Origin of the sequence: Neisseria animaloris (assembly GCF_900637855.1) — a bacterium.
GTDB classification, from domain to species: domain Bacteria; phylum Pseudomonadota; class Gammaproteobacteria; order Burkholderiales; family Neisseriaceae; genus Neisseria; species Neisseria animaloris.
The window spans coordinates 2035858-2062338 of sequence record NZ_LR134440.1 but is presented as its reverse complement, the minus strand read 5'-3'; the positions used below and the strand labels follow the sequence as shown (position 1 = coordinate 2062338).

Sequence of the window (26481 nt, the reverse complement as noted above, 5' to 3'; positions counted from 1 at the left end):
TCTAACCGCAGCTAACTAGCGGCACAAGGCTACGATGGTTTCCGCCGCACGCACGCATTCTTCCACATCAGCCACCAGCGCAATCCGCACGTAGCCTTTGCCCGGATTGCCGCGTTCGGTATCGCGCGCCAGAAAACGCCCTGGCAGCACCTGAATCGCCGCTTCGCGCCATAATTTCCGTGCGAATGCCAAATCATCGCCGTCCGGCACTTTCAGCCAGATGTAAAACGAAGCATCCGGCATGCCGACATCGAATTTTTGCTGCAATATCGGCACCACTTTTTCAAACTTTTCCTGATACAGGCGGCGGTTGTCGTTAACGTGTTCTTCGTCGTTCCAAGCTGCGATGCTGGCACGCTGTATCGGCACGCCCATTGCACTGCCGTGGTAGGTGCGGTAAAGCAGAAAGGCTTTGAGCAATCCGGCATCTCCGGCCACGAAGCCGGAACGCAGGCCGGGCACGTTGGAGCGTTTGGAAAGGCTGGTAAACATCACCAAACCTTTGTTGCTGCGCCCCAGTTGTGCGGCGGCCTGCAAACCGCCGATGGGTTTGTCGTCGCCGAAATAAATTTCCGAATAGCATTCGTCGGAGGCAATCACAAAATCGTATTTGTCCTGCAAGGCAAAAAGCTCTTTCCAATCGTCAAGCTGCATCACACTGCCGCTGGGGTTATTGGGCGAACATACGAATACGAGCCGGGTCCGCTGCCAGATGTGTTCGGGCACTTGCGCCCAATCCAGCATGAAGTCGGGGGCATTGCAGTCGGCAAAGTAGATTTCGCCGCCGCCAAGCAACGCCGCACCTTCGTAAATCTGATAAAAAGGGTTGGGGCTGACTACCACAGGCTTGAGGCCGTCTGAAACGGGTTCCAACACCACTTGGGTAAAAGAAAACAGGGCTTCGCGGCTGCCGAGCACGGGCAGGATTTCGGTATCGGGGTTCAGCACCAAGCCGTTGTAGCGGCGTTTTGCCCAATCCGCACAGGCTTGGCGCAGTTCCGGTAATCCGGCGGAGAGCGGGTATTGTTCCAATTCGCCCAAAGAAGCGGTAAGCGCGTCGGTAATCACTTTTGGGGTGGTATGTTTCGGTTCGCCGATGTGCAACGGCACGGGTTTCATGCCTTGCGGCGGTTCGATACCCTGCATGGCTTCACGCAGGCGGGCAAAGGGATAAGGTTGAAGTCGGTTTAATAAGGGGTTCATGATTGGCACGGGGGAGCTGGTTCGGAGCGGGCTATCTTAACATTATTCAGTATGGTTTTGGGGAGGTAGTGCGGTGTTTTTCCTGCATAAAAACTGTTTTATGGGCAACACGGCCGGTTTGCCGCGAAAACGGTTTGCCGGTTGGGAAGGAAGACATCGGATTTTCCACACCGTTAAATAGAAGGAGTTTAGTATATGATTAAATTTTGCGAAAGAAATCAAGCTGCAAAAATATAATTCATATAAGAACAAATATTTTTCACAGAAAAATATCTTTTTTATGTTGATTTCAACGGTTTAAGCACATAACCTAGCAGCAGTTGAAAAATAAACAAGGCCGTTGGTTATGACTTCAAATCAAAAGAAACTCAGTTTTGAATTTTTCCCCACCCGCACGCCCGAAGGCCGTGCCAAACAGGTGGTAACACGCAAACAACTCAGCCAGTTCAATCCTGAATTTTTTTCCTGTACGTCCGGTGCGGGCGGTTCGACCAAACAAGGCACGATGCAGGCCATTCAGGATATCTTGAGCGAAGGAGCGCCTGCCGCGCCACATCTGCCGTGCGTGGGCATGCATCATGAAGAAATCGTTGATTTGTTGAACGAATATAAAAAAATCGGCGTTCGCCATATTGTCGCTTTACGCGGCGATATTCCGTCGGGTGTCGGCGTGGGCGGCGAAGGGCTGCGTTACGCCAACGAGCTGGTTTCTCTGATTAAAAACGAGTTCGGCGACGATTTCCATATCGAAGTGGCCGCCTACCCCGAATATCACCCGCAGGCACGCAGCGCGGAAGACGACATCAATAATTTTGTCCGCAAAGTCAAAGCGGGGGCGGATTCGGCGATCACGCAATATTTTTACAATGCCGACGCTTATTTCCGCTTTGTCGACGACGTAACCGGCCGCGGCGTGGATATCCCCATCGTGCCGGGCATCATGCCGATTGCCAGCTTTTCCAAACTGGCGCGCTTCTCCGATACTTGCGGAGCGGAAATTCCGCGCTGGCTGCGTTTGAAACTGCAATCTTATGCCGACGACACCGCCGCCATTAAAGCGTTGGCTTTGGACGTGGTTACGGAAATGTGCGAACGCCTGCTGCGCGAAGGTGCGCCCAGCCTGCATTTTTACACGTTGAACCAAGCGGGTTTGGTATCGACGATTTGCCAACGGTTAGGTTATTGATCGGATTGGGTTTGCAGCCAAGTTTGCGAACAGAAACGATTTAAAGGCCGTCTGAAACATTTTCAGACGGCCTTTGTCTTAAATACGGAATATGCGTTTCCAAACCGGTCGGCCTATCCGTCTTCACGATTACACCGTTTGCGGCGTTATTGCCTACTTTAACATTCATATTTTATACATCAAACCGGATAAAAACGCTGCTTCTTTTTCGATATAAAATTCCATATTTATTATTTAAAAATCAAATATATTTTAAAATTAAACATCATAGGCTCGGAATAATTTGAATGATTTACAGTCTGATTTAAATCAAATATCAGCGTATAAATGATTCATATAATAAACATGTTTGAGTATTGATTGGGAAAATCCATGTCCAGCCTGTTCGTAAATCGTGCGGAACGAGGTTTTCAGCGGTGGATGGCGGTGTTGCTGATGTTGCTTCCGCTTTTGATGTTCTGCCTGCCTGCGGCGCATGCCGAACGGTTGCCCGAATTTCTGGCCACAGTCAAACCGGCCGATATTTTTCCGAATGCCGACCGCTATGGCGAACCCGAAGGCAAACCTATGATTGCCCGCGTGTTTAAAGGGCAGGAGCAGCTCGGCTTGGTGTATATCACTTCCGACGTGGTCAACACCCGCGGTTATTCAAGCAAACCGATTGATACGATGGTGGCGCTGGCCAACGACGGCACGATAACCGGCACCAAACTGGTGGCGCACAACGAGCCGATTGTGCTTATCGGGATTCCGCAATCGAAAGTCGACAAGTTCATTCAAGATTATGTGGGGCTGAATTTCGTTAAATCGCCACCCAAAGCAGGCAGCATGCCGTCGGACATCATCAGCGGGGCAACGGTTACGCTAATGGTGATTAACGACAGCATACAGCGTTCAATCAGAACGGTGGCACACACTTACAAACTCGGTACACCGCAGGCAGCGGCAGGCAGCGGGCAAACCGAACCGGCTGCCGCGGCAGCATCGGCACCGCCCGCCTCCGCTGCCGTTCAGACGGCCTCCAACACCCGCCCGCGCCGCATGGTCAATGTCGACAAACAGGATATTTTGTCGTGGGACGAACTGCTTAATCAAAAGGCCGTCGCCCGCTTGCACATGACGGTGGACGATGCCAACAAAGCGTTTGAAACCGCCAGCAAGGCGGAAGCGGCCAAACACCCTGAAGCCGGCCCGGGCGGGGATACTTTTGTCGATCTGTACGTAGCGCTGGCTTCACAACCGTCGATCGGCAAAAGTCTGCTCGGCGAAGCAGGATGGAATGCCTTGCAAGGCCGTCTGAAACCCGGGCGGCAGGCGGTGGTGATTGCCGGCAGCGGGCGTTATTCGTGGAAAGGTTCGGGCTACGTGCGCGGCGGGATTTTCGACCGCATTGAAATTGTGCAGGGCGATACGAGCTTCCGCTTTACCGATTTGAACCACGAACGTTTGGTTGCGCTGGCGGCAAAAGGTGCGCCGCATTTCAAAGAAGTGTCGTTGTTTACCGTGCCGGAAGACGCAGCGTTCGACGGCGCCGAACCGTGGCGCGCACAGTTGGTGATCCAGCGCACCGTCGGAGTGAACGACAAGGCTTTCGTAACGGCGGATTTGGATTACGAACTGCCGCAGGGTTTTTATGCCGACAATCCCGATGCCCCACCGGTAGAAATTCCGCCTGAAGCCGCGCCGGAGCCTGTTCAGACGGCCTCTGCCGGCGGTGCGGCCGTTGAAGAGCAACCGCCGCAACTGTGGAAACAGATATGGACGGACAAGGCTTGGCAAATCGGTGTGGTTTCGTTTTCGCTGTTGGTGCTGGTATTGGTGTTTTTCTTCCAAGACACGTTGGCGCGATATCCGGTGTTTTACGACCGTTTCCGCCTGATTTACCTGATATTCAGCCTGTTTTTCATCGGTTGGTATCTGCAAGGGCAGCTTTCGGTGGTTAACGTGTTGACGTTTACCACTGCCCTGCGCACCGGCTTCAGTTGGGATTATTTCCTGGTGGATCCGATCGTATTCGTTTTATGGAGCGCATCGGCCGTTTCGCTGCTGTTTTGGAACCGCGGCGCGTTCTGCGGCTGGCTGTGCCCGTTCGGAGCCTTGCAGGAACTGACCAACCGCATGGCGAAGAAATTCGGTGTCAAACAGATCAGCGTGCCTTTCGGCGTACACACGCGCTTGGCGGCGTTGAAATACGTGATTTTCATGCTGCTGTTCGGCGTGTCGCTGTACGACTTGGGGCTGGCCGAAAGGCTTTCCGAAATCGAACCGTTTAAGACGGCCATCATTCTGAAATTCGTACGCGAATGGTGGTGGGTGCTGTTTGCCGTATCGCTGCTGGCGGCGGGCTTGTTTATCGAACGCTTCTTCTGCCGCTATCTGTGCCCGCTCGGGGCGGCGATGGCGGTGCCTGCGCGGTTGCGGATTTTCGATTGGCTGCGCCGTTACCACATGTGCGGCAACCCCTGTCAGCTATGCGCCAACGAATGCCCCGTGCAGGCGATTCATCCCGAGGGGGAAATCAACCCGAACGAATGTATCCAATGCCTGCATTGTCAGGTTTTGTACCACCACACCACCCGCTGCCCGCAAGTAGTGGCCGCCAATAAAAAGAAAGCCAAACAAGCGGCGGCCAAAGCGGAAGCGGCGGCACAGGTGCAAACCCAACCTCAAGAACAAGTGGTGCATTTCACGGAGAAGAGGCCGTCTGAAAAACAAACCGGCAAGGCCGTCTGAAAACGGCGGCATACCGATGGACAATCCGCTTTCGCTGCGGCCGCAATCCTTTTTCAACCCGTTACGGTAGGCCGTCTGAAAAGACGTGCAGCCGGAGTTTTATAAATGATAAACAAGGAGAGTTGTATGTCAGACGATAAAAAATTAAGCCGAACCGGTTTAAGCCGCCGTTCGTTTTTAGGCACGGCTGCCGTATCGGGGGTGGGATTGGCCGGTGCGGGGCTGTTGGGTTTAGGCGGCTGTTCCGGCCAAGGCGGTAACGGCGGCGCAGCCAGCGGCGCTTCAGGCACGGCGCATACCGGCGACGGCCAATCGGTTCACGTGGGGCCGGGCGAACTCGACCAATACTACGGCTTCAGCTCCGGCGGGCAGAGCGGCGAACTGCGCGTACTGGGCGTGCCTTCCATGCGCGAACTGATGCGTATCCCCGTGTTCAACATGTGCAGCGCCACCGGCTGGGGGCGTACCAACGAGAGCCGTAAAATCCTCAACGGCAACCTCACGCCCGCCACCCGCGAGTTTCTGCGTAAAAACAATATGCCCGTGATGCCCAACGGCGACCTGCACCACCCGCATATGTCGTTTACCGACCAAACTTACGACGGCCGCTATATCTATGTGAACGACAAAGCCAACAACCGCGTGGCGCGTATCCGCTGCGACGTGATGAAAACCGACAAAATTCTCGAAATCCCCAACGTATCGGGCGTGCACGGTTTGCGTCCGCAGCGCTATCCAAAAACGGGTTATGTGTTTGCCAACGGCGAACACATCGTGCCGATACCCAACAACGGCACCCTGCTCGACGATCCGAAGAAAAACTGGTGGGCGGTTTATACCGGCGTAGACGGCGAAACCATGGAAGTGGCTTGGCAGGTGATGGTAGACGGCAACTTGGACAACGGCGATGCCGACTATCAGGGCAAATATTCGTTTTCCACCTGCTACAACTCCGAAAAAGGCCTGAGCGTACAGGAGGCCTCGGCCAACGAGCAGGATTGGTGCGTGGTGTTCAATATCGCCGCCATCGAAGAAGGCATTAAAAAAGGCGATTACAAAGAAATCGGCGGCATGAAAGTGCTCGACGGCCGTGCCGAAGCGAAATCCCAATATACCCGCTATATTCCCATACCCAACTCGCCGCACGGCTGCAACGCCTCGCCCGACGGCAACTACATTATGCTCAACGGCAAGCTCTCGCCCACCGTCAGCGTGATCGACGTGCGCAAACTGGATGATCTGTTTGCAGGCAAAATCAAAGAGCGCGACGTGATAGTGGCCGAGCCGGAATTGGGCTTGGGCCCGCTGCATACCGCTTTCGACGGCCGCGGCAACGCCTACACCACTTTGTTTATCGACAGCCAGATGGTGAAATGGAACATCGACAAAGCCATCGAAGCCTATAAAAACAAAGATAAAAAAGGCGACTACATCATTCAGAAACTGGATGTGCACTACCAGCCCGGCCACAACCATACCACCATGGGCGAAACCAAAGAGGCCGACGGCAAATGGCTGGTGTCGCTGAACAAATTCTCGAAAGACCGTTTCTTGAACGTCGGCCCGCTGAAACCCGAAAACGACCAGCTTATCGACATTTCCGGCGACGAAATGAAATTGGTGCACGACGGCCCGAGCTTTGCCGAACCGCACGATATGCTGCTGGTGGCCGCTTCCAAAGTGAACCCGCTGAAAACATGGAACCGCGAAGACCCGTGGATGTGGGAAGACGCACTCAAACTGGCCGAAAAAGACGGCGTGAAGCTGGAAAATGCCGCCAAAGTCATCCGCGAAGGCAACAAAGTGCGCGTGTACATGACCGCCGTTGCTCCCGTATTCAGCGTGCCGCAGTTTGAAGTAAACGAAGGCGACGAAGTAACCGTGGTCGTTACCAATATGGAAACGATTGAAGACCTTACCCACGGCTTTACGCTGGAGGGCTACGGCATTGCGATGGAAATTTCGCCGCAGGCCACCTCTTCCGTAACGTTCACCGCCAATAAAGCGGGCGTTTTCTGGTATTACTGCCAATGGTTCTGCCATGCCCTGCACATGGAAATGTCGGGCCAGATGATTGTCAAACCCAAATAACGGCAAGAGGCCGTCTGAAACGAGCCGCCCGCCTGTTTCAGACGGCCTTTACAGCGAAACCGCTCGGCACAGGCCGTTTTGCTGTGAAAAACCGCCGCAAACCACGGCCGCCGCACTGAAACGCCAACCGCAAGAGGCCGTCTGAAAAACCGTAACCGATGATAAAGCCATGCACACTACCGCCTTTACTCCGCCTTTTCCCAAAACCGTTTTGCTGATAACGGCCTGCGGGCTGTTTCAGACGGCCTCTGCCGCCGTAGTGAACGTGGCCGCCGGTGCCGATTTGCAGCAGGTTATCAACAACGCACAGGCGGGAGACGTGCTGAAACTGGCTGCGGGCGGATACCGCGGCAAAATCGTGATCGACAAACCGCTGACGCTGGAAGGCCCGCAAGACCGGTCGGCCCGAATCAAAGGCGACCGCACGGGCCGCACCCTGTCGGTGCACTCTCCCGACGTTACCGTCCGCAACCTTACCGTTACCCATTCGGGTTTGAGCCTGCCCGCAATGGATGCCGGTATTTTTCTCGACAAATCCGCCGCCCGCGCCTTGGTCGAACACAACAATATTTTTGAAAACTCGGTCGGCGTGTACATCTGGGGGGCGAATGATGCCTTGGTGCGGGAAAACAAAATCGTCGGCGACACCGAATTGCGCCTGAACGAGCGTGGCAACGGCGTAACGGTGTGGAACGCGCCCGGGTCGAAAGTTGTCGGCAACGATATTTCCGAAGGCCGCGACGGTATCTATTCCAACGCCAGCACCAAAAACGAATTTAAAAACAACCGTTTCAGCAAACTCCGCTACGCCGTTCACTATATGTATACCAACGACAGCGAAGTCAGCGGCAATTTTTCAGACGGCAACAGCATAGGCTACGCCATCATGTTTTCCGAGCGGCTGAAAGTGAAAGACAACATCGCCGTCAACAGCCGCGACCAAGGCTTGATGCTCAATTACGCCAACCATTCCGAAATCAGCGGCAATGTGATCGACAAGGCCGACAAATGCGTGTTTATCTACAACGCCAACTACAACCAAATCAGCGGCAACCGTTTCGAGGGCTGCAAAATGGGCATCCACTTTACCGCTGCGGCGGAAGGCAACCGGTTTTACGGCAATTCGTTCGTCGACAACCAAAGCCAAGTGAAATATGTCGGCACCCGCCATATCGACTGGACGGATAACGGGCGCGGCAATTATTGGAGCGACAACAGCGCCTTCGATCTCGACGGCGACGGCATCGCCGACACCGCCTACCGCCCCAACGGCATCATCGACCAAATCGTCTGGCGCGCGCCCGTGGCAAGGCTGTTGATGAACAGCCCCGCGGTAAGCATCGTGAAATGGGCGCAATCGCAGTTCCCCGCCATTCTGCCCGGCGGCGTAACCGACAGCAGGCCGCTGATGACACCGCCGCAGAGTGAAACGTTAAAAAAATACGGCAACATCAAAAACAAGGCCGTCTGAAAAACCGACCGCACACAAGGAGATGCGATGAGCACGCCGCACGTTGTTTTAAACGCAGTGAGCAAACAATACGGCAACCGGTTTGCCGTCCAAAACATCGATTTAACCCTGCAAGCGGGTGAATGCGTCGGCTTGGCCGGACACAACGGCGCAGGCAAATCCACCGTAATCAAGCTGATACTCGGCCTGATTACGCCCGACGGAGGTTCGGTGATGCTGCTGGGGGAAAACGTTTCCGGCAAGCATGCCGCCGAAATCCGCCGCCAAATCGGCTATCTGCCCGAAACCGTTGCACTGCATCCGTCGCTTACCGGCAAAGAAACGATGGATTTCTACGCCAAGCTGAAAAAGCAGCCGTTAAGCCGGAATATCGAATTGCTGGAGCGCGTCGGCATCGCCCAAGCCGCCGGAAGACGCGTCGGCACTTATTCCAAAGGGATGCGGCAGCGGCTGGCGTTGGCGCAGGCTTTGCTCGGTATGCCGAAAGTATTGCTGTTCGACGAGCCCACCACCGGTCTCGACCCGGCATCAAGGCAGATGTTTTACGAAATCGTGCGCGAACTGAGCACCGGGGGCGCAACCGTGCTGCTCAGTACCCACGCCCTGAGCGAATTGAACGGCCATGCCGACCGCATCGTCGTGATGAAAAACGGCAGCAAAGTCGCCGACGGCAGCATGGGCGAGCTGCAACGCCAAAGCGGCCTGCCCGCCACCGTCAGCGTGCGCTTGAAACGGCCTGCCGCCCTGCCTGCCCGCTGGCGGTGTTCAGACGGCCTCAACTACACCGCGCAATGCGGCGTAGAAGAAAAAGCCGCCCTGCTGCTCGAATTGGGCGACATGGCCAACATCGGACAAATCGACATGCATACGCCCACTTTGGATGATATGTATGCCGAATTTTTAAAACGGGAAGACGTATAGGCCGTCTGAAAACAAACATCACGGCCCGCCGCCTGTTCAGACGGCCTGCCTCAATATCGGAAAACAAGGAAAACCATGAACCCTGTTTGGATTATTACCGGAAAAGAAGTCCGCGACAGCCTGCGCAACCGCTGGGTGCTGGCCGCCACCCTGCTCTTAGCCGCACTCGCGCTTTCGCTCGGCTTTCTCGGCAGCTCGCCCACCGGCTCGGTTAAAGCCGATCCGCTCACCATCACCGTGGTAAGTTTGTCCAGCCTGTCGATTTTTCTGATTCCGCTGATTGCCATGCTGCTGGCCTACGATGCCGTTATCGGCGAAATCGAACGCGGCACGATGGCTTTGCTGCTCAGCTATCCGGTATCGCGCTGGCAGATTTTAATCGGCAAATTCTGCGGCCACCTGATTATCCTCACGCTGGCCACCGCCGCCGGCTACGGTTTGGCCGGTATCGCGCTGCAACTGGCCTACGGCATGGCAAATGCCGCTTCATGGCAGCCGTTTCTGCTGCTGATTGCCGCCAGCATTCTGTTGGGTGCGTCTTTTCTCGCGATGGGTTATCTCATCAGCGCGAAAGTCAAAGAACGCGGCACGGCAGCGGGCATGGCCATCGGCGTATGGCTGTTTTTCGTAGTGATTTTCGACATGGCACTGCTCGGCATTTTGGTCGCCGACACCAAGCAGGCGATTACCGCACCGATGCTGGAAACGGTTTTGCTGTTCAACCCCGCCGACATCTACCGCCTGCTGAACCTTACCGGCTATGAAAACACTGCCATGTATGCGGGCATGGCCGGCTTGAGCGGGCAACTCGCCTTAAGCAAAGCCGTGCTGGTTGCCGCCCAGCTTTTGTGGATTGCCGTGCCGTTTACGTTGGCCGGATGGATTTTTAGGAACCGTCAAATATGAAAACCCTGCTCTATATCTTCGCCATTGCAGCCGCACTTGCCGCCTGCGGAACCGAACCGGAAACCGCCCCGCCTCCTCCGCAGCAGATTACCGAAGAATCCGTCGGCCATTATTGCACCATGCAGCTTTCGGAACATATCGGCCCTAAAGCGCAGATTTTCTTGAACGGGCAGCCGGAAAAACCGGTGTGGTTTTCCACCGTCAGGCAGATGTTCGGCTATACCAAGCTGCCCGAAGAGCCTAAAGGCATCGCCGCCATTTACGTTACCGACATGGGCCAAGTTACCGACTGGAACACGCCCAATGCCGACGATGCGTGGACGGATGCGAAGAAAGCCTTTTACGTGATTGAAAGCGGCTTTATCGGCGGCATGGGTGCGGAAGACGCGCTGCCTTTTGCCGACAAAGCGCAGGCTCAGAAATTTGCCGAAAAAAAAGGCGGCAGAGTGGTTACTTTCGACGAAATGCCCGAAGCCTATATTTTCAAGTAGAGAAATTGCAGAGGCCGTCTGAAAAGCCGCTTTCCTTGATAACGGAGCATGACCATGAATACCCGATTAACCCGCCGCCGTTTCATCGGCATTACCGCTGCCGTGGTCGGGCTGGCCTCGGTACCGTTTATCCGGCACGGCCGCAACGGTAACATTCCGCTTCAAACAGCAGAAGCCGTGCCCGAACCGACCGTTTGGCGGGGCATCGCGCTTGGGGCGGATGCGGAAATGCGCCTGTACCATCCCGACCGGCGCTTCGCCGAAACCCTGATCGGGAAAGCCGTAGCCGAAATCAAGCGGCTGGAAAAAATCTTCAGTCTCTACCGTGATGACAGCGCATTAAGCCTGCTCAACCAAACAGGCCGTCTGAACCGCCCGCCGGCTGATTTGCTCGCCTTATTGAGCCAAAGCCGCAACATGCATAGGCTGACGCAGGGCGCGTTCAATCCCGCCGTACAGCCCTTGTGGAACCTGTATGCCGAACACTTCGCCCTCCATCCGCACAGCCGAACCGCACCTGCTCAAACGGCCTTGCAAAAAACTTTGGCATTGGTGGATTTTGATGCCGTTTCGTTCGACAGCCGCTCCGTCTCTTTCGCCAAACCCGGCATGGCGCTGTCGTTCAACGGCATTGCACAAGGCTACATCACCGACCGCATTACCGATATGTTCCACCATGCCGGTTTGGAGCAGGCTTTGGTGGATTTGGGGGAAATCCGCGGCTTGGATCAAACCCGCAGCCGCACATGGCGGGCGGGCATACGCAATCCCGACGACGAAACCGCCGTGTTAATGAATGTGCCATTGCAAAATCAGGCTCTCGCCACTTCGGGCGGTTACGGCACTTATATGGATGAGGCAGGCAGGTTCACCCACCTGTTCGACCCGCATACCGGCAGCAGCACGCCGCGCTACCACAGCGTGAGCGTTACGGCCGAAACCGCTGCCGTTGCCGATGCGTTGTCCACCGCTTTCTCCGTGAGCAGCCGCAAAAACATTCAAGCTGCAGCCGAACAAACAACCGGTTTGGGGATATGGCTGGTGGAAAGAAAAGGAATGTTGGAGAAATTATAAGAAGTGGATTTCAGACGGCCTTCTGTAAACATCCAAAGCGATACAGCGGGCCGTCTGAAAACCGTTTAAAGGTTTTCAGACGGCCTTACCATTTGGCCGCACGTTGCAAGTCGTTTTGCGCCAAAGTATCGGCGTGTTCGCTGAGGCTTTGATATTTGCGGTCTTGCCTCAAACTGTCCGCCACGTAACTCAAATGCCCTTCGGCAGCCCGTGCTGCTTCGTGCGGCTGTTTGTTTTTAATTGCTTCATAGAGGGTGCGGTGCTGTTTGATAAGGGTGGGACATGGATCGTCGATTTGAGCCGTATGCATGATATGGCTGCGGGTGGAACGGTAAAGCATATTGAGCAGGCTGCCCGACAAATGGGTAAACAGGATATTGTGCGCGGCTTGGGCGATGGCTTGGTGGAAACTAAAGTCGGCTTCGGCCTGGTGTTCGCGGTTTTTATCCCGATATGCCTGCTCGAATTTTTCCAGCCAGAACTCAATGCGTTTCAAATCCGCTTCGATACGGCGTTCGGCCGCAAGTGCCGCCATACAGCCTTCAATATTACGGCAGAAGTCGAAAACATCCGCTTCCCAATCGGGATGGCTACCGAGCAGGTTTTGCCAATCGTGCAGAAAATCCTGCTGCGGCTTGGCGGAAACATAATACCCGTCGCCCTGCCGGGCTTCGAGCATATTGCGCGCCACCAACATTTTCAATGCCGCACGTACGGAAGGCCGGGACACGCCGAACTCTTCCGCCAATTTACGTTCGGGCGGGAGTTTGCTTCTGACAGGATACTCTCCCGATACGATGCGCTCTTCTAAAATACTGAGGATTTGTTCACTGAGTTTTTGCGGTTTAATCAAAATATTGGCATTCATTAAAAATATCTCAGGCCGTCTGAAAAAAGAAGTTTACTTTGGTATAAAGAGTTTACCAATTTCTCTTTAAACACGCATTATAAAACACTTAAAAAATTACATCACACTACTTTTTTGTACTTTTTACGAAAAAAACAAGCATTTTATTTTTTTGATTTTTTATTGATATTAAAAAATTTTACTATAAAAATCATATTATTAAATTTTTATACCACTAAAATCAGTAAAAAGGGCGCATTTTGTCTTTTCCAAGCCCTTGACCGTCAATGTAACTTTTCGTAAAGTAAAATGCGCTTGGAAAAATTGGTTATACCAATTTTCCAATTTGTTTTCCGATTTATACAATCCGGAAAACGGCAAAATTATCGAAACAATAACGACACTTCATATCGGAGAGGATTATGAGTATTCTCAACACGTTATTGGCATTGGCACCAATTATCACCGTATTTTTGCTATTGGTGGTATTCCGGTTGTCGGCCAAAATCTCAATGGCGGCAGCTTATGTGGTTACCGCGCTGCTGGCTGTATTTGTTTGGAAAGCATCTTTCAATGTGGTTGCCGCCGCCACGTTCAACGGTGTGGTGGTTGCGTTAACCATTCTTTATATCGTGTTCGGCGCGATTTTGATGTTAAACACGCTTAAAGAAAGCGGTGCGATTCATTCTATCCGCGAAGGGTTTATGGGCATCTCTCCCGACCGGCGCGTGCAGATGATCATTGTGGCATGGCTGTTCGGTTCATTGGTTGAAGGTTCCTCCGGCTTCGGCACGCCTTCTGCCGTCGGCGCACCGTTGCTGCTGGCCTTGGGTTTCCCGGCGATGGCTTCGGTGATGGCGATTCTGATTATCCAATCGGCTCCCGTATCGTTCGGAGCCGTCGGTACGCCTTTGTTGGTGGGTGTATGGTCGGGCATCAGCAATAAAGAAGACATTACAACCGCCGTTACCCCTCAAACCGTCGAACAATATCTGTTACAGATTACCGGCAACGTAGGTTTGCTGCATGCCTTGGTCGGCTTTTTGATTCCGCTGATTCTGTGCGGCATGCTGACCCGTTTCTACGGTGAAAAACGCTCGTTTGCCGAAGGTTTGAAAGCATGGAAATTCGCGCTGTTCGCCGGCATCGCCTTTACCGTGCCCTACTATCTGGTTGCCCGCTATATGGGGCCGGAATTCCCTTCTCTGGTGGGCGGTTTCTTCGGCTTGCTGCTGGTGGTGCCTGCGGCCAAGCGCGGCTGGTTTGTTCCTAAAGAAACCTTCGACTTCCCGCCGCGCGAGCGTTGGGAAAACAGTTGGGCAGGTTCAATCGACGGCAAACGCCATGACGACGACGATACGCCTTCTTTCTCGGTATTCCGTGCGTTTTCACCATACTTCATCGTTATCTTCCTGTTGATTCTAACCCGTGTGATTCCTGAATTGAAGGCGTTCCTCACCGGCGATCTGACTACCATCAAACTGGCCAATTTATTCGGTACGTCGATTACCAGCAAAGTACAGTTCGGTTACTCGCCCGGCACGATTCTGATTCTGGTGGCGATTATGTGTATCTTCATTTTTAAAATGGACATCAAACGCTTCCAACGCGGCTGGGGCGATGCCGGTAAAACTTTGATTGCTGCGGCACCGGCGTTGTTCTTGGCTGTACCTATGGTACAAGTGTTTATTAATTCGCAATCAGGAGATATGACCGCCGCGGATGCATTACCCGCTATGCCGATGGTGTTGGCTCAAAGTGCCGCCGCTTGGTTTAGCGGCATATGGCCGAATATTTCTCCGTGGATCGGCGCGCTCGGGGCATTTATCGCAGGTTCGAACACTATCAGTAACATGATGTTCTCTTACTTCCAATTCTCTACCGCGCAGCAAATCGGGCTGAATACCGATCTGTCTTCCGTGGTAGTGGCTTTACAGGCGATCGGCGGAGCCGCAGGCAATATGATTTCCGTGCATAATGTGGTGGCCGCCGCCGCAGTTGTGGGTTTATTGAACCGTGAAGGCGAGGTAATCCGTCAAACGTTGATTCCGATGTTTTACTATGTGTTGCAGGCCGGTTTGATAGGCCAGGCACTGATTACCGGAAACACCGGTTGGTGGATTGCCGCCGTAGCGTTGCCTTTGTTGTTTTTCACGGTAATGTCGCTGACCGGTAAAAAGCAGTAACGGCTCTTGTTACCGAGCTTGAAAAAAACGTCCGCCGGATTTCGATGAGCGGGCGTTTTTTTTGACTAACGAAACACCAACATGCTAATGTATTCATGTTATTAGCATTTAAATTAACATAAATTCTATTTAAAACATCAATTTTGGCATTATCTTGCGAAATTTTAGAAACTAAATAAAACGAGATTACTCTCACTACACAATGCAGCTTACCCTGCATCTGTTCGGCTTTAATGCCGGTTACGGCTGCCCTGTTTGTTGGGTATCCGTCAATCAATCGAAGAAAGGATTCGTTTCATGAAAAAAGTACTAATTGCTGCTGCTTTCGCTGGTTTGATGTTGTCTGCTTGCTCAAGCAGCAAAACTGAAAAAGCTCCCGAAGCTAATTTAACTGTTGAACAAGCTATGCAAGAGTGCCAACAAACCCTTGGCGGTACTCAAGACCGTGCCGCTTTCGACGCTTGCATGAAAGATAAAGGTTTTGAGCGTCCGGCAGCCGATGCCGGCGCTGCCGCTCCCGCGGTTCCCGCTCCTACCAAGTAATCCGATTGAGGAGAAAACGGCTGCTTTGCTCTGGCAGCCGTTTTGCATTTTACAGAGGCCGTCTGAACAACTGTTTTCAGACGGCCTCTGCTTCGAAGGCCGCAAAGTAACTCGGCTTCAGGCAACAATACGGTATTAAACTGCTTTATCCGTATAAAGCGGTACTTTGCAAAGCCCGCTCATTTCAGCAACATAAGCCTGTATCTTCGGCGGCAGTTGCAGGCCGCGCACGATGGTTAAATTACGCAGAATGGGAAACACCAAAATATCTTCCATTCCCCATTCGCCGTTTAAACCGTTAGATTCTTTTATCAACGGTTCGAGTTCGGCCAAATCTGTATATAGATTGTCGAGGTATTGTTGCGTGTTAGACAGGTTGGTTTCAAAATTACCGATATTCTGCTCTTTTTTGCGGACGAAATAATCAATCGACGCTTGCGTAGCAAACTCCGGCAGGCCGATAAGCACATCGCGCGGTTGGATCAGCTTATTGACGTATTCGCCCACTTTATCCAACCAAGCCTGTATTTCGGGGCGGATTTCTTCTTTCAGACGGCCCTCTCCGGCCATCCCGTCGACAAAACGCACAATATCCAAACTTTCCCCCATATACGAACCGTCGGGCTTTTGCAGAATCGGCACCTGTTTGGCACCTATCATGCCGATGGGCGTATCTTCGTCGTCGTTCAACAAAACCACTTCTTCAAACGGTATGCCGCGCAAACCGAAAATCATGCGCGCACGTATGCAGAAAGGGCAATGGTCGTAAGTATAGAGTTTCATCATAGCTCTCCGAATCATCGTTTCCAAATAAAGATATGACCGAACCTTAGCACCACAGGCCGTCTGAAACAACTTTTTCAGACGGCCTGCGGTATTTGCACAATACCGCAGGCCAACCGTGCCGGCGAACAAGCCGAACTACCGCTTGCCCGAACAGCCGATTCCCGCCATAATCAAACCGATGCAGGAGAGTGCTACACCGTACTACATCAACTGTACGGCAAGCCGCCGAAGGCGCAGACACCCTTAAATCGCTCAGGCAAAAGGACTGCATTTCATCACAATCATCTGGAGAGCGGCGCGGCTGCGCCCACCGAAGGGGAGAAGGCCGTCTGAAAACATTCGGGCGAACACACAGGCATTCGATTCAGACGGCCTGTTGCCGAAAATCTCAGGTTCAAGGACAGATAGGGGCGCGTGAAAAGCATCGCAGCCCTTAACCTATGGAGAACCAGAGCAATGACTACCCTCAAAACCACCCCGTTCAACCAAGCCCATAAAGACGCAGGCGGCAAACTTGTTGATTTTGCCGGCTGGGAGCTGCCCGTCAACTACGGCTCGCAAATCCAAGAACACGAAGCCGTGCGTACCGACGCAGGCATGTTCGACGTATCCCACATGCTCGTTTCCGACATCAAAGGTAGCCAAGCCAAACCATGGCTGCAAAAACTGCTCGCCAACGACGTAGCCAAACTTTCGTTCGTCGGCAAAGCCCTCTATTCCGCCATGCTCAACGACAACGGCGGCGTGATGGACGACCTTATCGTTTACCGCACCAACGAAGCCGAAACCCAATACCGCATCGTATCCAACGCCGCCACCCGCGAAAAAGACTTGGCACAATTTGCCAAAGTCGGCAAAGCGTTCGGTGTCGAAATCATCCCCCGCTACGACCTCGCCATGCTCGCCGTGCAAGGCCCCAAAGCCATTGAAAAACTGCTTGCCGTCAAACCCGAATGGGCCGAAACCGTGAACGCACTCAAGCCCTTCCAAGGCGCAGATTTAGGCAACGACTGGTTTGTCGCCCGCACCGGCTACACCGGCGAAGACGGCGTAGAAGTGATTCTGCCCGGCACCGAAGCCACCACCTTCTTCACCGCCCTGCGCGAAGCCGGCGTACAACCCTGCGGCCTCGGCGCACGCGACACCCTGCGCATGGAAGCCGGCATGAACCTCTACGGCCACGACATGAACGACGAAACCAGCCCCCTGCAAGCCGGCATGGGCTGGACGGTGGATTTGAAAGACGAAAACCGCGACTTTATCGGCAAAACCGCCCTCGTCGCCCTCAAAGAAAAAGGCGTGGATGTGAAACAAGTAGGCCTGCTGCTGGCCAAAGGCGGCGTATTGCGCGAAGGCATGGAAGTCGTTACCGAACAAGGCAAAGGCATCACCACCAGCGGCGTGTTTTCCCCCAGCCTGAAACAATCCATCGCCATCGCCCGCGTGCCCAAAACGTTTGAAGGCGACGCGGCCAAAGTGGTGATTCGCGGTAAGGAAGTGGATGTGCGCGTGTTGAAACTGCCGTTTGTTCGGAATGGGCAGAAGCAGTTTGATTGATTATTAAATTAAAACGTAATAAGTTTAGATTGTTTACTAATCAACTTATTACGTTTTTTACCTTGAATAATTTTAAAATTTTCTACATGAGTTTTTAGAGAGAGTAATTATGGCAGCAGCTCAAAAAGCAGATCCTATTTGGGGTAACAAACTTTATCAACAGCGGGCAAGAATAGCTTTGCCAATCTTAATTCGGCAGGCTGGGTCGCAAGAGCCTATTTTATATTCTAACTTGGCTTTGGAAATGGGAATGCCAAATCCAAGAAATTTAGATTATGTACTTGGTTGTATTGGAAAAACTATTGAATGTCTAAATGAAAAAAATGAACAGGAAATTCCACCAATACAATCTTTAGTAGTCAATAAGCATACAGGGTTGCCAGGAGGGGGGATTGGTGATTTTTTAATCAAAGATGAAGACTTTTCTAAACTGTCTTTAAAAAGGCGTAGAGACATTGTTCAGGCAGAACTGCAACGCATTTATATTTACCCTAAGTGGCATGAGCTTCTTGAAGCTTTAGGGCTTTCTGAGGCACAAAAAGATTTCAGCAAAATTATTTCAGAAGCAGCTAATTTCAGGGGAACTGGTGAAGGTGAGGAGCACAAAAAACTCAAAGAATACATAGCTAATAGACCTGAATTATTTGGAATAAATGCAAAAGTAGAAACACAAATTGAATACCGATTGCCATCTGGAGATTCTTTGGATGTTTCGTTTAGAAATAAATCAATTTGGGTTGCAGTAGAAGTGAAACCGAGTACAGCTGCTATTTCAGATATTACAAGAGGCATATTTCAATGTGTAAAGTATCGTGCTGTGCTTGATGCGGTATTGATTGCTGAAAATGAGCCCCAAAATTCCCGAGCAGTTCTTGCCTTAGGAGGGGATCTTCCTGAAGAGCTAATTCCTTTGGTTAACTTGTTGGGGGTTGAATTTATTCAGAATGTGAAGATAGAAGAAGAGTAGAAGTCAAAGTTGCAAGTAGTGTGTTCCACCTGCACGCACGCGTTGATCGGGAATGGTTGAGACCGCGTACGCGGCTTAGGCTGCACACCCTACACGGAGCAAGCAAGGGTCGTTTAACTGATACCAAACTTTCAGACGGCCTCCGAACCAAGAAGTCCGTCTGAAAAAGATAAAACGGCATTTTCAAACCGGCGAACCGTCATGCCGAACACAAGAGGATTCATTACTATGCGTAAGATATTATTTTTAGCTGCTGTTTTGTCGTCGCTGGCCTTAGCGGGCTGCGATGCGAAAGACGCTTGCTTGGATCAAGGCGGCAGCTATAATGAAACCACCAAGCAATGCGAGAAATAGTCAATCAACTTAACTTTTACTACGGCGTTGCTGCGCCTTGCCGTACTACCTGTACTGTCTGCGGCTTGCTGCCTTGTATTAAAAGTCAATTTAATTGACTATAACGGCAGTGTTAATTTTGAAACCTATGGAGAACAAACCATGAGCAATATCCCCGCTGAATTGAAATATGTGCCCAGCCACGAATGGCTGCGTTTGGAAGCCGACGGCAGCGTAACCGTGGGCATTACCCATCATGCGCAAGAGTTGTTGGGCGACATCGTATTTGTGGAACTGCCCGAAGTGGGTGCGAATCTGGCTGCGGAAGAGCAGGCCGGCGTGGTGGAATCGGTAAAAGCGGCTTCCGATGTGTACGCGCCGATTGCCGGCGAAATCTTGGCGGTGAACGATGCTTTGGTAGATGCGCCCGAAACGGCCAACAGCGAGCCTTACGGTGCAGGCTGGTTCTTCAAAATCAAACCGGCCAACGCTGCTGATTTGGACGGTTTGCTGACTGCGGAACAATACGCTGCGGAAATCGGCTAACCCATCATAGAAAAGAGGCCGTCTGAAAGCTTTGCTTTCAGACGGCCTCTTCCAATCGGGTTCGGTTAATCAAATATCGCCTTGCGCTTTGATTTTCTCTGCGCCGAATTCGAGCTTGCTCAAGGCCGAAAGATAGGCTTTGGCGGTAGCCACCAACACATCGGTGTCTGCACCCTGCCCGTTTACCACGCGCCCGCCGCGGGCCAACCGCACGGAAGTTTCGCCTTGACTTTCGGTGCCTTCGGTAACGGCGTTCACGGAATAAATCTGCAAGCTCGCGCCGCTGTTGGCTACGCTTTCAATCGCTTTGAAAATCGCATCCACGGGGCCGGAGCCGGTCGCACTGGCTCTGTGTTCGGTGCCGCTCACGCTGAATACCACTTCGGCAACGGGCTGCTCGCCGGTTTCGGTGGTGATTTTTTGCGATATGAATTTGTAATGGTCGTGCGAGAGATTAACCATTTCGTCCGACACCAGCGCATGCAGGTCTTCATCGAAAATCTCGCGTTTTTTGTCGGCCAATTCTTTAAAGCGGGCAAAAGCGGCATTCAATGCTTCTTCGCTGCCCAAATCGATGCCTAAATCCAATAGTTTGGTTTTGAACGCATTGCGGCCGGAAAGTTTGCCCAAGGTCAGGCGGTTGGCTGCCCAACCCACCGATTCGGCCGACATGATTTCGTAAGTTTCGCGATGTTTCAACACGCCGTCTTGGTGGATGCCCGATTCATGCGCAAAAGCATTTGCACCCACAATGGCCTTATTCGGCTGCACGGGATAGCCGGTAACGGTTGAAACCAATTTGGAAGTAGGCACGATCTGCGTTGTGTCGATACCGGTTTCCAAACCGAATACGTCATGGCGGGTTTTTAATGCCATCACCACTTCTTCCAAACTGGCATTGCCCGCGCGCTCGCCCAAACCGTTGATGGTGCATTCCACCTGCCGCGCGCCGCCCAATACGGCTGCCAAAGAGTTGGCCACTGCCAAACCCAAATCGTTATGGCAATGCGCCGACCACGTTACTTTGTCGCTGCCTTGCGTTTTGGCGATCAGTTCGCGGAAAAACACTTCGGTGCGATGCGGCACGGAATAACCGACGGTATCGGGAATATTAATCGTGGTCGCCCCCGCTTCAATTACGGCACCGCACACTTCAGCCAGAAAACCCACGTCGGAGCGCAGCGCATCTTCGCACGAGAACTCCACATCATCGGTATATTCTTTCGCCAGCTTCACTGCTTTTACGGCCGCTTCCAATACTTGCTTGGGCTTCATTTTCAGCTTGTGTTCCATATGCAGCGGACTGGTGGCGATAAAGGTGTGGATGCGGCGGTTGGCCGCCGGTTTCACCGCTTCGCCCGCAGCACGGATGTCGCGCTCGGTAGCACGCGCCAATGAGCACACTGTGGCGGTTGTCAAGGCTTTGGCAATGCTGTTTACCGCATCGAAATCACCGGGGCTGGCCGCGGCAAAGCCTGCTTCAATAACATCTACGCCCAGTTTCTCCAGCTGGCGGGCAATACGGATTTTTTCTTCTTTCGCCATGGCTGCACCAGGCGACTGCTCGCCGTCCCTCAAAGTGGTATCAAAAATAATCACGCGGTTGTTTTGCGGCATGGTCTGTTTCTCCAGAGATATTTGTTGTTGTAAAAAAGCGTTCAGATCCAACGGCCTGCCTTGTGCTTCGGCCAATGCCGTCAGTTTCTGCAATTGATTGAGCGGCAACGACCCGCGCGTACGCCATTTATAAATAGCCGCCGTACTCGCCGCATGTTCGGGATCGTGCTGTTTCAACGCCTCGGCAAGCGCATTAACGCCGCCGAAATAAGCGATTAAGCGGTCAATGTCTAATTGCATGATATACCTTTGTCTAATTTTATTTGGATAGTGATTCGCATGAACCTGATTATACGCAAATCAGACAAAACGGCAACAATTATTTAATTTCTTCAGTAAATCTTTAGAAGATTAAATTTTAATATACATTTTGTCTAAATTATTTTCAGACGGCCTCATGAAGATATAAATACGCCCCAGCATGCAGCGACGGAAAAAGCCATAAATATTTCATACCGATAGCAAAGCAGCAAACACGGCACCTATGAAACAATACTCAAATAACAATTTTGCAAAATCCCGTTTGATTTTTTTGACAAAAAACGTATAAAGCTGCTTACTCTAATTTCGGATTTCGCCAATTTGTTATCACGACAAAAAAGCTCCAATTGCCATACCATTTCCAACAAATATCTCTATGAGGCTCTCTCACGTCAATCATCACGTTGGCAATCAGACCAAAAAAATACAAATTAAAGCATTTAGTCGGGCGTACATAAAAATAAAGCACACCGAAAAGGTGTGCTTTATTTATTGCGACATGGATGAGAAATTAAATTTTTCCGCCTGATTGGTTCACCATGTAAGTAACGGCTGCTTTAACTTCGTCATCACTCAAACTCGAATTACCGCCTTTAGGAGGCATAACACCGCCTTGTTTGCCGGTAAAGCCTTCGATGGCATGCTTAAACAGAATTTCTTTGCCTTGCTTAATACGGGGAGCCCAGTCAGCATTGTTGGTAATTCTCGGAACATTAGGAATTAGCGAATTAGCATTGTGGCAAACCATACATACGCTCTCGAATATTTTTTTACCTTCTGCCTCGGATACCGCCGGGCTGCTTTCGGGTTTAGCTGTTTTTTTGGCAGCGGGTGCAGCTGCTGCCGCTCCGGCAGACGCTTCGAATTTACCGCCCGATTGGTTCACCATATAAATAACGGCTGCTTTAACTTCGTCATCACTCAAGCCCGGATTACCGCCTTTAGGAGGCATAACACCGCCTTCTTTACCGGTAAAGCCTTCAATGGCATGTTTAAACAGGATTTCTTTACCTTGCTTAATACGGGGAGCCCAATCGTCGTTGTTGGTAATTCTCGGAACATTAGGAATGGCTGAATTGGCATTATGACAAGCCATACATGCGCTCTCGAATACTTTTTGGCCGTCTGCCGCAGGTGCGGATACTGCCGGACTGCTTTCCGATCCATTGTCAGCAGCAGGTGCGGCCGCAGCTCCCCCTACGGCAGGTGCTTCGAATTTTCCGCCGGACTGGTTAACCATATGGGCAATGGCGCGTTTCAATTCGTCGTCGGTCAAATCGGCAGCCCCACCTTTGGCCGGCATGGCATTAAAGCCGTTCAATGCGTTGTTGAACATTGCCTCGAAACCTTGGGCAATACGGGGAGCCCAATCGCTGTTATTGGTAATTCTGGGTGCGTTAGGTACGTTGCTGTCGGCTGCATGGCACTGGATACATATTTTTTCAAAGATTTTGTCGCCCGCGCGCTGCCCAACGGCAACACCGTCACCTTGGGTAACTTTGCCTACTGGCGTGATTCGTGTTTCAATGGCAGATTGGGTGCTTTCTTCTACATCGCTGTAATAGCCGCTGGTTGCTAGCTTCACCAGAAAGAACAATACTGCAAGCAAGATAACGATGCCGCCCAAAAGGGTGGTTAGTGCAGAACCTTGGGCTTTATTGTTGTTCAGTTGATTCATGTGGTTGGCCTCGCCGTTTTTTGGTAGGTTGTGACGAAATTTTTAAGTTGTCATTTGTCTGGATTTGTTAATTTCAATTAACAAAATTTGCTGGATTATACTGAATTCACGGTGTCTTTCCAATCTTTCTGATTGGGCTTTTTCTAAAAAAGTTTGTCGGTTTTATTCATCGAGGCAACGGCCGTCTGAAAAGCCCTGCATTGTTTATACAGCCACTTTAGATATGTGTATACTGCAAATGTTTTTGCCAATTCTGCGATTTTACGCTAATCTTACATTTTTTCGCACCCATAGCTCAGTTGGAAGAGCGTCAGTTTCCGAAGCTGGAGGTCACAGGTTCGATCCCTGTTGGGTGCGCCATAAATTATTCTGATACGGCCGCATGCAGCTTTTTTTGATGAAGCGATAACAACATGCGGCATCGTTTTTTTAAGGCCGTCTGAAAATATATCTTCAGACGGCCTTAATCATATCGGAAAACTTTGTAGTTTACCGTAGTAAATTTTTATTTTCATAAAAATCAATAATTAAGTAATTTATGAATTTTTTATGTTAACAGATGAAAGTTTTTGTCTTGCCCGACATAGCGTGTTTAGGTTATCTTGCAATTTCTTCACTTCAAATAAACTATAAAGCGTCTGAATCCAATTGATTGGGCTGCTTGGTTGTCGTCGTTTTCCTGTGATGCGCGTACCCTAAACCGCTGCTTGCAGGAATTGCATTACAGGTGCTGTGGCGAGGCCGGTTGCCCCTATTGGTTTACACGCAGAAATAGAGGTTGACATGCAATTATCAGGAGCACAAATACTCGTGCAAAGTCTTAAGGCCGAAGGTGTGGAATACGTTTTCGGCTATCCGGGGGGCGCAGTTCTGGAAATTTATGACGCGCTTTTCCAATTCAATAAATTAAAACACATTTTGGTACGGCACGAGCAAGCAGCCGTACATGCTGCCGATGCCTATTCCCGTACCAGCGGTAAAGTGGGCGTGGCATTGGTCACATCCGGCCCAGGTGCAACCAATGCGATTACCGGCATCGCTACGGCGTATTCGGACTCCATTCCGATGGTTATCATTACCGGTCAGGTAGGTACGCCTGCTATCGGCACCGATGCCTTTCAGGAAGTCGATACCGTGGGCATCACCCGCCCCTGTGTGAAACACAATTTCCTTGTAACCAATGTCAACGAACTGGCATCTACCATTAAAAAAGCATTTCAAATTGCCGCCAGCGGCCGTCCCGGTCCCGTAGTGGTAGACGTTCCGAAAGATGTTACTCAGGCAATGGCAAAGTTCAGCTATCCGCAGGAGAATATCTTCATCCGTTCCTACCAACCGGTTACACAAGGCCATACCGGACAAATTAAAAAAGCCATACAGATACTGGCCTCTGCCAAACGTCCTTTGGTGTATTTCGGCGGCGGCGTGGTACTAGGCAATGCCCATCAAGAATTGGTTGATTTGGTGCGTTTAACAGGCATGCCATGCACAGGTACATTAATGGGCTTGGGAGCCTACCCCTCAAGCGACCGCCAATATCTCGGCATGCTGGGCATGCATGGCACTTACGAAGCCAACTTGGCTATGCAAAATGCCGACGTGGTATTGGCCGTCGGTGCCCGTTTTGACGACCGCGTTATTTCCGTGCCGTCCAAATTCCTCGATAAACCTAAAAAAATCATTCATGTAGATGTAGACCCTTCAAGCATTGCCAAGCGAGTAAAAGTGGATGTGCCGATTGTCGGCGATGTAAAAAACGTACTCTCAGAAATGATTTGCCTGTGGAAGAAACAGGAATTAATGCTGAATCAAACCACATTGGAAAAGTGGTGGGAAACTTTGGAAACTTGGCGCAGCAGAAATTGCCTGTGGTTTGAATGTGAAGACGAACTCATCAAACCGCAATACGTCGTTAAAAAACTTGCCGAAGTTACCAACAACTCGGCCATCATCACTTCAGACGTAGGTCAGCACCAAATGTTTGCCGCCCAATATTATCCGTTCGAGCGGCCGCGCCAATGGCTGAATTCAGGCGGCCTCGGCACAATGGGTGTGGGTTTGCCGTATGCGATGGGTGCCAAACTCGCCGCACCCGATCAAGATGTATTTTGTATTACCGGCGAGGGCTCAATTCAAATGAATATCCAAGAGCTTTCCACCTGTTTTCAATACAAACTGCCGATCAACATCGTTACCCTCAATAACGGCTATTTGGGCATGGTGCGGCAATGGCAGGAACTGTATTACAGCAACCGCGAATCGGAAACTTATTTTGATTCGCTGCCCGATTTTGTGAAATTGGCCGAAGCCTACGGGCATATCGGCATCCGTGTCGACAAAAAATCCGACGTGGAAGGCGTGTTACGTGAAGCCGTCAAACAAAAAGACCGTTTGGTATTTTTGGACTTCATTACTGACAAAAAGCAAAACGTATTCCCGATGGTGGGTAACGGCAAAGGTCTGGACGAAATGGTACTGCCGCCGCACATGCGCGAAACACCGATGGATTCCGACGTAAATGATGTCAAAGACCGTGATTACGATATAAGGAGCGTGCCATAATGCGACACATATTATCTATCCTGATGGAAAACGAATCAGGCGCAATGAGCCGCGTTGTCGGTCTCTTCTCCGCACGTGCTTATAATATCGACTCACTAGCGGTAGCCGCTACCGAAGACAAAACCCTTTCACGCATGACCATCGTTACCCATGGCGACGATACCGTATTGGAACAAATTACCAAGCAACTCAACAAACTGGTTGAAGTGGTAAAAGTAGTCGATTTGAACGAAAGCCGGTTTGTCGAACGTGAATTGATGCTGGTAAAAGTACGTGCAATCGGTAAAGACCGTGATGAGTTTCTACGCCTAACTGAAATTTACCGCGGCCATGTTGTTGACGTTACCGATAAAAGTTACACCATTGAAGTTACAGGTTCTTCCGACAAACTGGACTCCTTCTTGGAAACCGTAGGTAGGGCCCAAATTCTCGAAACCGTGCGCACCGGTGCGGCAGGCATCGGTCGGGGGGAACGTATACTGAAAATCTGATCGGACATTTCAGACGGCCTGCAACACATAC

At 51.4% G+C, this 26481-nt stretch carries 21 protein-coding genes, 1 tRNA gene, 2 pseudogenes and 1 riboswitch; of the genes and pseudogenes, 17 read left to right on the top strand and 7 right to left on the bottom strand.

The features are described from left to right. Window positions 1-15: 15 nt before the first annotated feature. Window positions 16-1203, bottom strand: coding sequence for a succinyldiaminopimelate transaminase (gene dapC / locus EL216_RS09695; protein ID WP_085391015.1), 1188 nt, complete (start codon window positions 1201-1203; stop codon window positions 16-18). A gap of 346 nt (window positions 1204-1549) precedes the next feature. On the opposite strand from dapC, the gene metF reads away from it, so the two are divergent. The 3 genes from metF to nosZ all read left to right on the top strand — a co-directional run bounded on the left by metF (window position 1550) and on the right by nosZ (window position 7213). After that, entirely contained in the window at window positions 1550-2389 is an 840-nt protein-coding gene (gene metF / locus EL216_RS09690) for a methylenetetrahydrofolate reductase [NAD(P)H] (RefSeq protein ID WP_085391016.1), read from the top strand. Between the two features lie 420 nt (window positions 2390-2809). Further along, complete coding sequence (locus tag EL216_RS09685) at window positions 2810-5122, top strand: NosR/NirI family protein (RefSeq protein ID WP_197720457.1); 2313 nt, start codon at window positions 2810-2812, stop codon at window positions 5120-5122. Window positions 5123-5248: 126 nt separating this feature from the next. After that, the gene (gene nosZ, locus EL216_RS09680) at window positions 5249-7213 is read left to right on the top strand and encodes a TAT-dependent nitrous-oxide reductase (RefSeq protein WP_085391017.1); all 1965 of its coding nucleotides are present in this window, start codon (window positions 5249-5251) and stop codon (window positions 7211-7213) included. A 48-nt stretch (window positions 7214-7261) separates the two neighbouring features. Here nosZ and EL216_RS11455 read toward each other — a convergent pair whose 3' ends face one another. After that, window positions 7262-7384 carry a hypothetical protein gene (locus tag EL216_RS11455; RefSeq protein WP_267894230.1) on the bottom strand — a complete coding sequence of 41 codons (123 nt, stop codon included), beginning with the start codon at window positions 7382-7384 and terminating at the stop codon, window positions 7262-7264. Between EL216_RS11455 and EL216_RS09675 the strand changes: the two genes are divergently transcribed. The 5 genes from EL216_RS09675 (at window position 7383) to EL216_RS09655 (ending at window position 12076) form a co-directional block, all read left to right on the top strand. Next, entirely contained in the window at window positions 7383-8684 is a 1302-nt protein-coding gene (locus EL216_RS09675; RefSeq protein WP_085391018.1) for a nitrous oxide reductase family maturation protein NosD, read from the top strand. The genes EL216_RS11455 and EL216_RS09675 overlap by 2 nt on opposite strands. A gap of 27 nt (window positions 8685-8711) precedes the next feature. Beyond that, window positions 8712-9605: an ABC transporter ATP-binding protein gene (locus EL216_RS09670; protein WP_085391019.1), complete on the top strand. Its 894-nt coding sequence runs from the start codon at window positions 8712-8714 to the stop codon at window positions 9603-9605. 75 nt (window positions 9606-9680) lie between these two features. After that, window positions 9681-10511 (top strand): ABC transporter permease, encoded by an 831-nt coding sequence (locus EL216_RS09665; RefSeq protein ID WP_085391020.1) that lies wholly within the window; start codon window positions 9681-9683, stop codon window positions 10509-10511. Beyond that, window positions 10508-11002, top strand: coding sequence for a nitrous oxide reductase accessory protein NosL (locus EL216_RS09660; RefSeq protein ID WP_085391021.1), 495 nt, complete (start codon window positions 10508-10510; stop codon window positions 11000-11002). Before EL216_RS09665 ends, EL216_RS09660 begins: the two co-directional genes overlap by 4 nt. A gap of 54 nt (window positions 11003-11056) precedes the next feature. Next, window positions 11057-12076: an FAD:protein FMN transferase gene (locus EL216_RS09655; RefSeq protein ID WP_085391022.1), complete on the top strand. Its 1020-nt coding sequence runs from the start codon at window positions 11057-11059 to the stop codon at window positions 12074-12076. An 85-nt stretch (window positions 12077-12161) separates the two neighbouring features. Here EL216_RS09655 and EL216_RS09650 read toward each other — a convergent pair whose 3' ends face one another. Further along, window positions 12162-12944, bottom strand: coding sequence for a FadR/GntR family transcriptional regulator (locus EL216_RS09650; RefSeq protein WP_085391023.1), 783 nt, complete (start codon window positions 12942-12944; stop codon window positions 12162-12164). Between the two features lie 401 nt (window positions 12945-13345). Here EL216_RS09650 and EL216_RS09645 point away from each other — a divergent pair, with 401 nt between their 5' ends. Together EL216_RS09645 and EL216_RS09640 are read left to right on the top strand one after the other, a co-directional pair. Then, window positions 13346-15109, top strand: a complete 1764-nt coding sequence (locus EL216_RS09645) for an L-lactate permease (RefSeq protein ID WP_085391024.1) — start codon at window positions 13346-13348, stop codon at window positions 15107-15109. A 297-nt stretch (window positions 15110-15406) separates the two neighbouring features. Beyond that, window positions 15407-15652, top strand: a complete 246-nt coding sequence (locus tag EL216_RS09640; protein ID WP_085391025.1) for a hypothetical protein — start codon at window positions 15407-15409, stop codon at window positions 15650-15652. 135 nt (window positions 15653-15787) lie between these two features. On the opposite strand, the gene grxB is transcribed toward EL216_RS09640, so the two are convergent. After that, entirely contained in the window at window positions 15788-16435 is a 648-nt protein-coding gene (gene grxB / locus EL216_RS09635) for a glutaredoxin 2 (RefSeq protein ID WP_085391026.1), read from the bottom strand. Window positions 16436-16609: 174 nt separating this feature from the next. After that, a riboswitch (glycine riboswitch) is annotated at window positions 16610-16716 on the top strand. A gap of 178 nt (window positions 16717-16894) precedes the next feature. Here grxB and gcvT point away from each other — a divergent pair. The 4 genes from gcvT to gcvH all read left to right on the top strand — a co-directional run bounded on the left by gcvT (window position 16895) and on the right by gcvH (window position 19841). Beyond that, window positions 16895-17995: a glycine cleavage system aminomethyltransferase GcvT gene (gene gcvT / locus EL216_RS09630; RefSeq protein ID WP_085391027.1), complete on the top strand. Its 1101-nt coding sequence runs from the start codon at window positions 16895-16897 to the stop codon at window positions 17993-17995. Window positions 17996-18104: 109 nt separating this feature from the next. Beyond that, window positions 18105-18962: a hypothetical protein gene (locus EL216_RS09625; protein ID WP_064130704.1), complete on the top strand. Its 858-nt coding sequence runs from the start codon at window positions 18105-18107 to the stop codon at window positions 18960-18962. Between the two features lie 228 nt (window positions 18963-19190). Next, window positions 19191-19316: a hypothetical protein gene (locus EL216_RS11450; RefSeq protein ID WP_004285715.1), complete on the top strand. Its 126-nt coding sequence runs from the start codon at window positions 19191-19193 to the stop codon at window positions 19314-19316. Between the two features lie 141 nt (window positions 19317-19457). Continuing rightward, on the top strand, window positions 19458-19841 hold the full coding sequence (gene gcvH / locus EL216_RS09620) for a glycine cleavage system protein GcvH (protein ID WP_085391028.1): 384 nt from the start codon (window positions 19458-19460) through the stop codon (window positions 19839-19841). A 69-nt stretch (window positions 19842-19910) separates the two neighbouring features. Here gcvH and EL216_RS09615 read toward each other — a convergent pair whose 3' ends face one another. The 3 genes and pseudogenes from EL216_RS09615 to EL216_RS09610 form a co-directional block, all read right to left on the bottom strand. Further along, a complete protein-coding gene (locus EL216_RS09615) occupies window positions 19911-21698 on the bottom strand; it encodes a 2-isopropylmalate synthase (protein WP_085391029.1) in 1788 nt (595 codons plus the stop codon). A gap of 532 nt (window positions 21699-22230) precedes the next feature. Next, a pseudogene (locus EL216_RS11525) lies at window positions 22231-22440 on the bottom strand (c-type cytochrome); the annotation flags it as partial. Between the two features lie 141 nt (window positions 22441-22581). Further along, window positions 22582-23397, bottom strand: a pseudogene (locus EL216_RS09610) (c-type cytochrome); the annotation flags it as partial. A gap of 284 nt (window positions 23398-23681) precedes the next feature. Here EL216_RS09610 and EL216_RS09605 point away from each other — a divergent pair. The 3 genes from EL216_RS09605 (at window position 23682) to ilvN (ending at window position 26450) form a co-directional block, all read left to right on the top strand. After that, window positions 23682-23757, top strand: a tRNA-Arg gene (locus EL216_RS09605). 423 nt (window positions 23758-24180) lie between these two features. After that, entirely contained in the window at window positions 24181-25959 is a 1779-nt protein-coding gene (gene ilvB, locus EL216_RS09600; protein WP_085391031.1) for a biosynthetic-type acetolactate synthase large subunit, read from the top strand. Continuing rightward, the gene (ilvN, locus tag EL216_RS09595) at window positions 25959-26450 is read left to right on the top strand and encodes an acetolactate synthase small subunit (protein ID WP_085391032.1); all 492 of its coding nucleotides are present in this window, start codon (window positions 25959-25961) and stop codon (window positions 26448-26450) included. Before ilvB ends, ilvN begins: the two co-directional genes overlap by 1 nt. Window positions 26451-26481 lie beyond the last annotated feature (31 nt).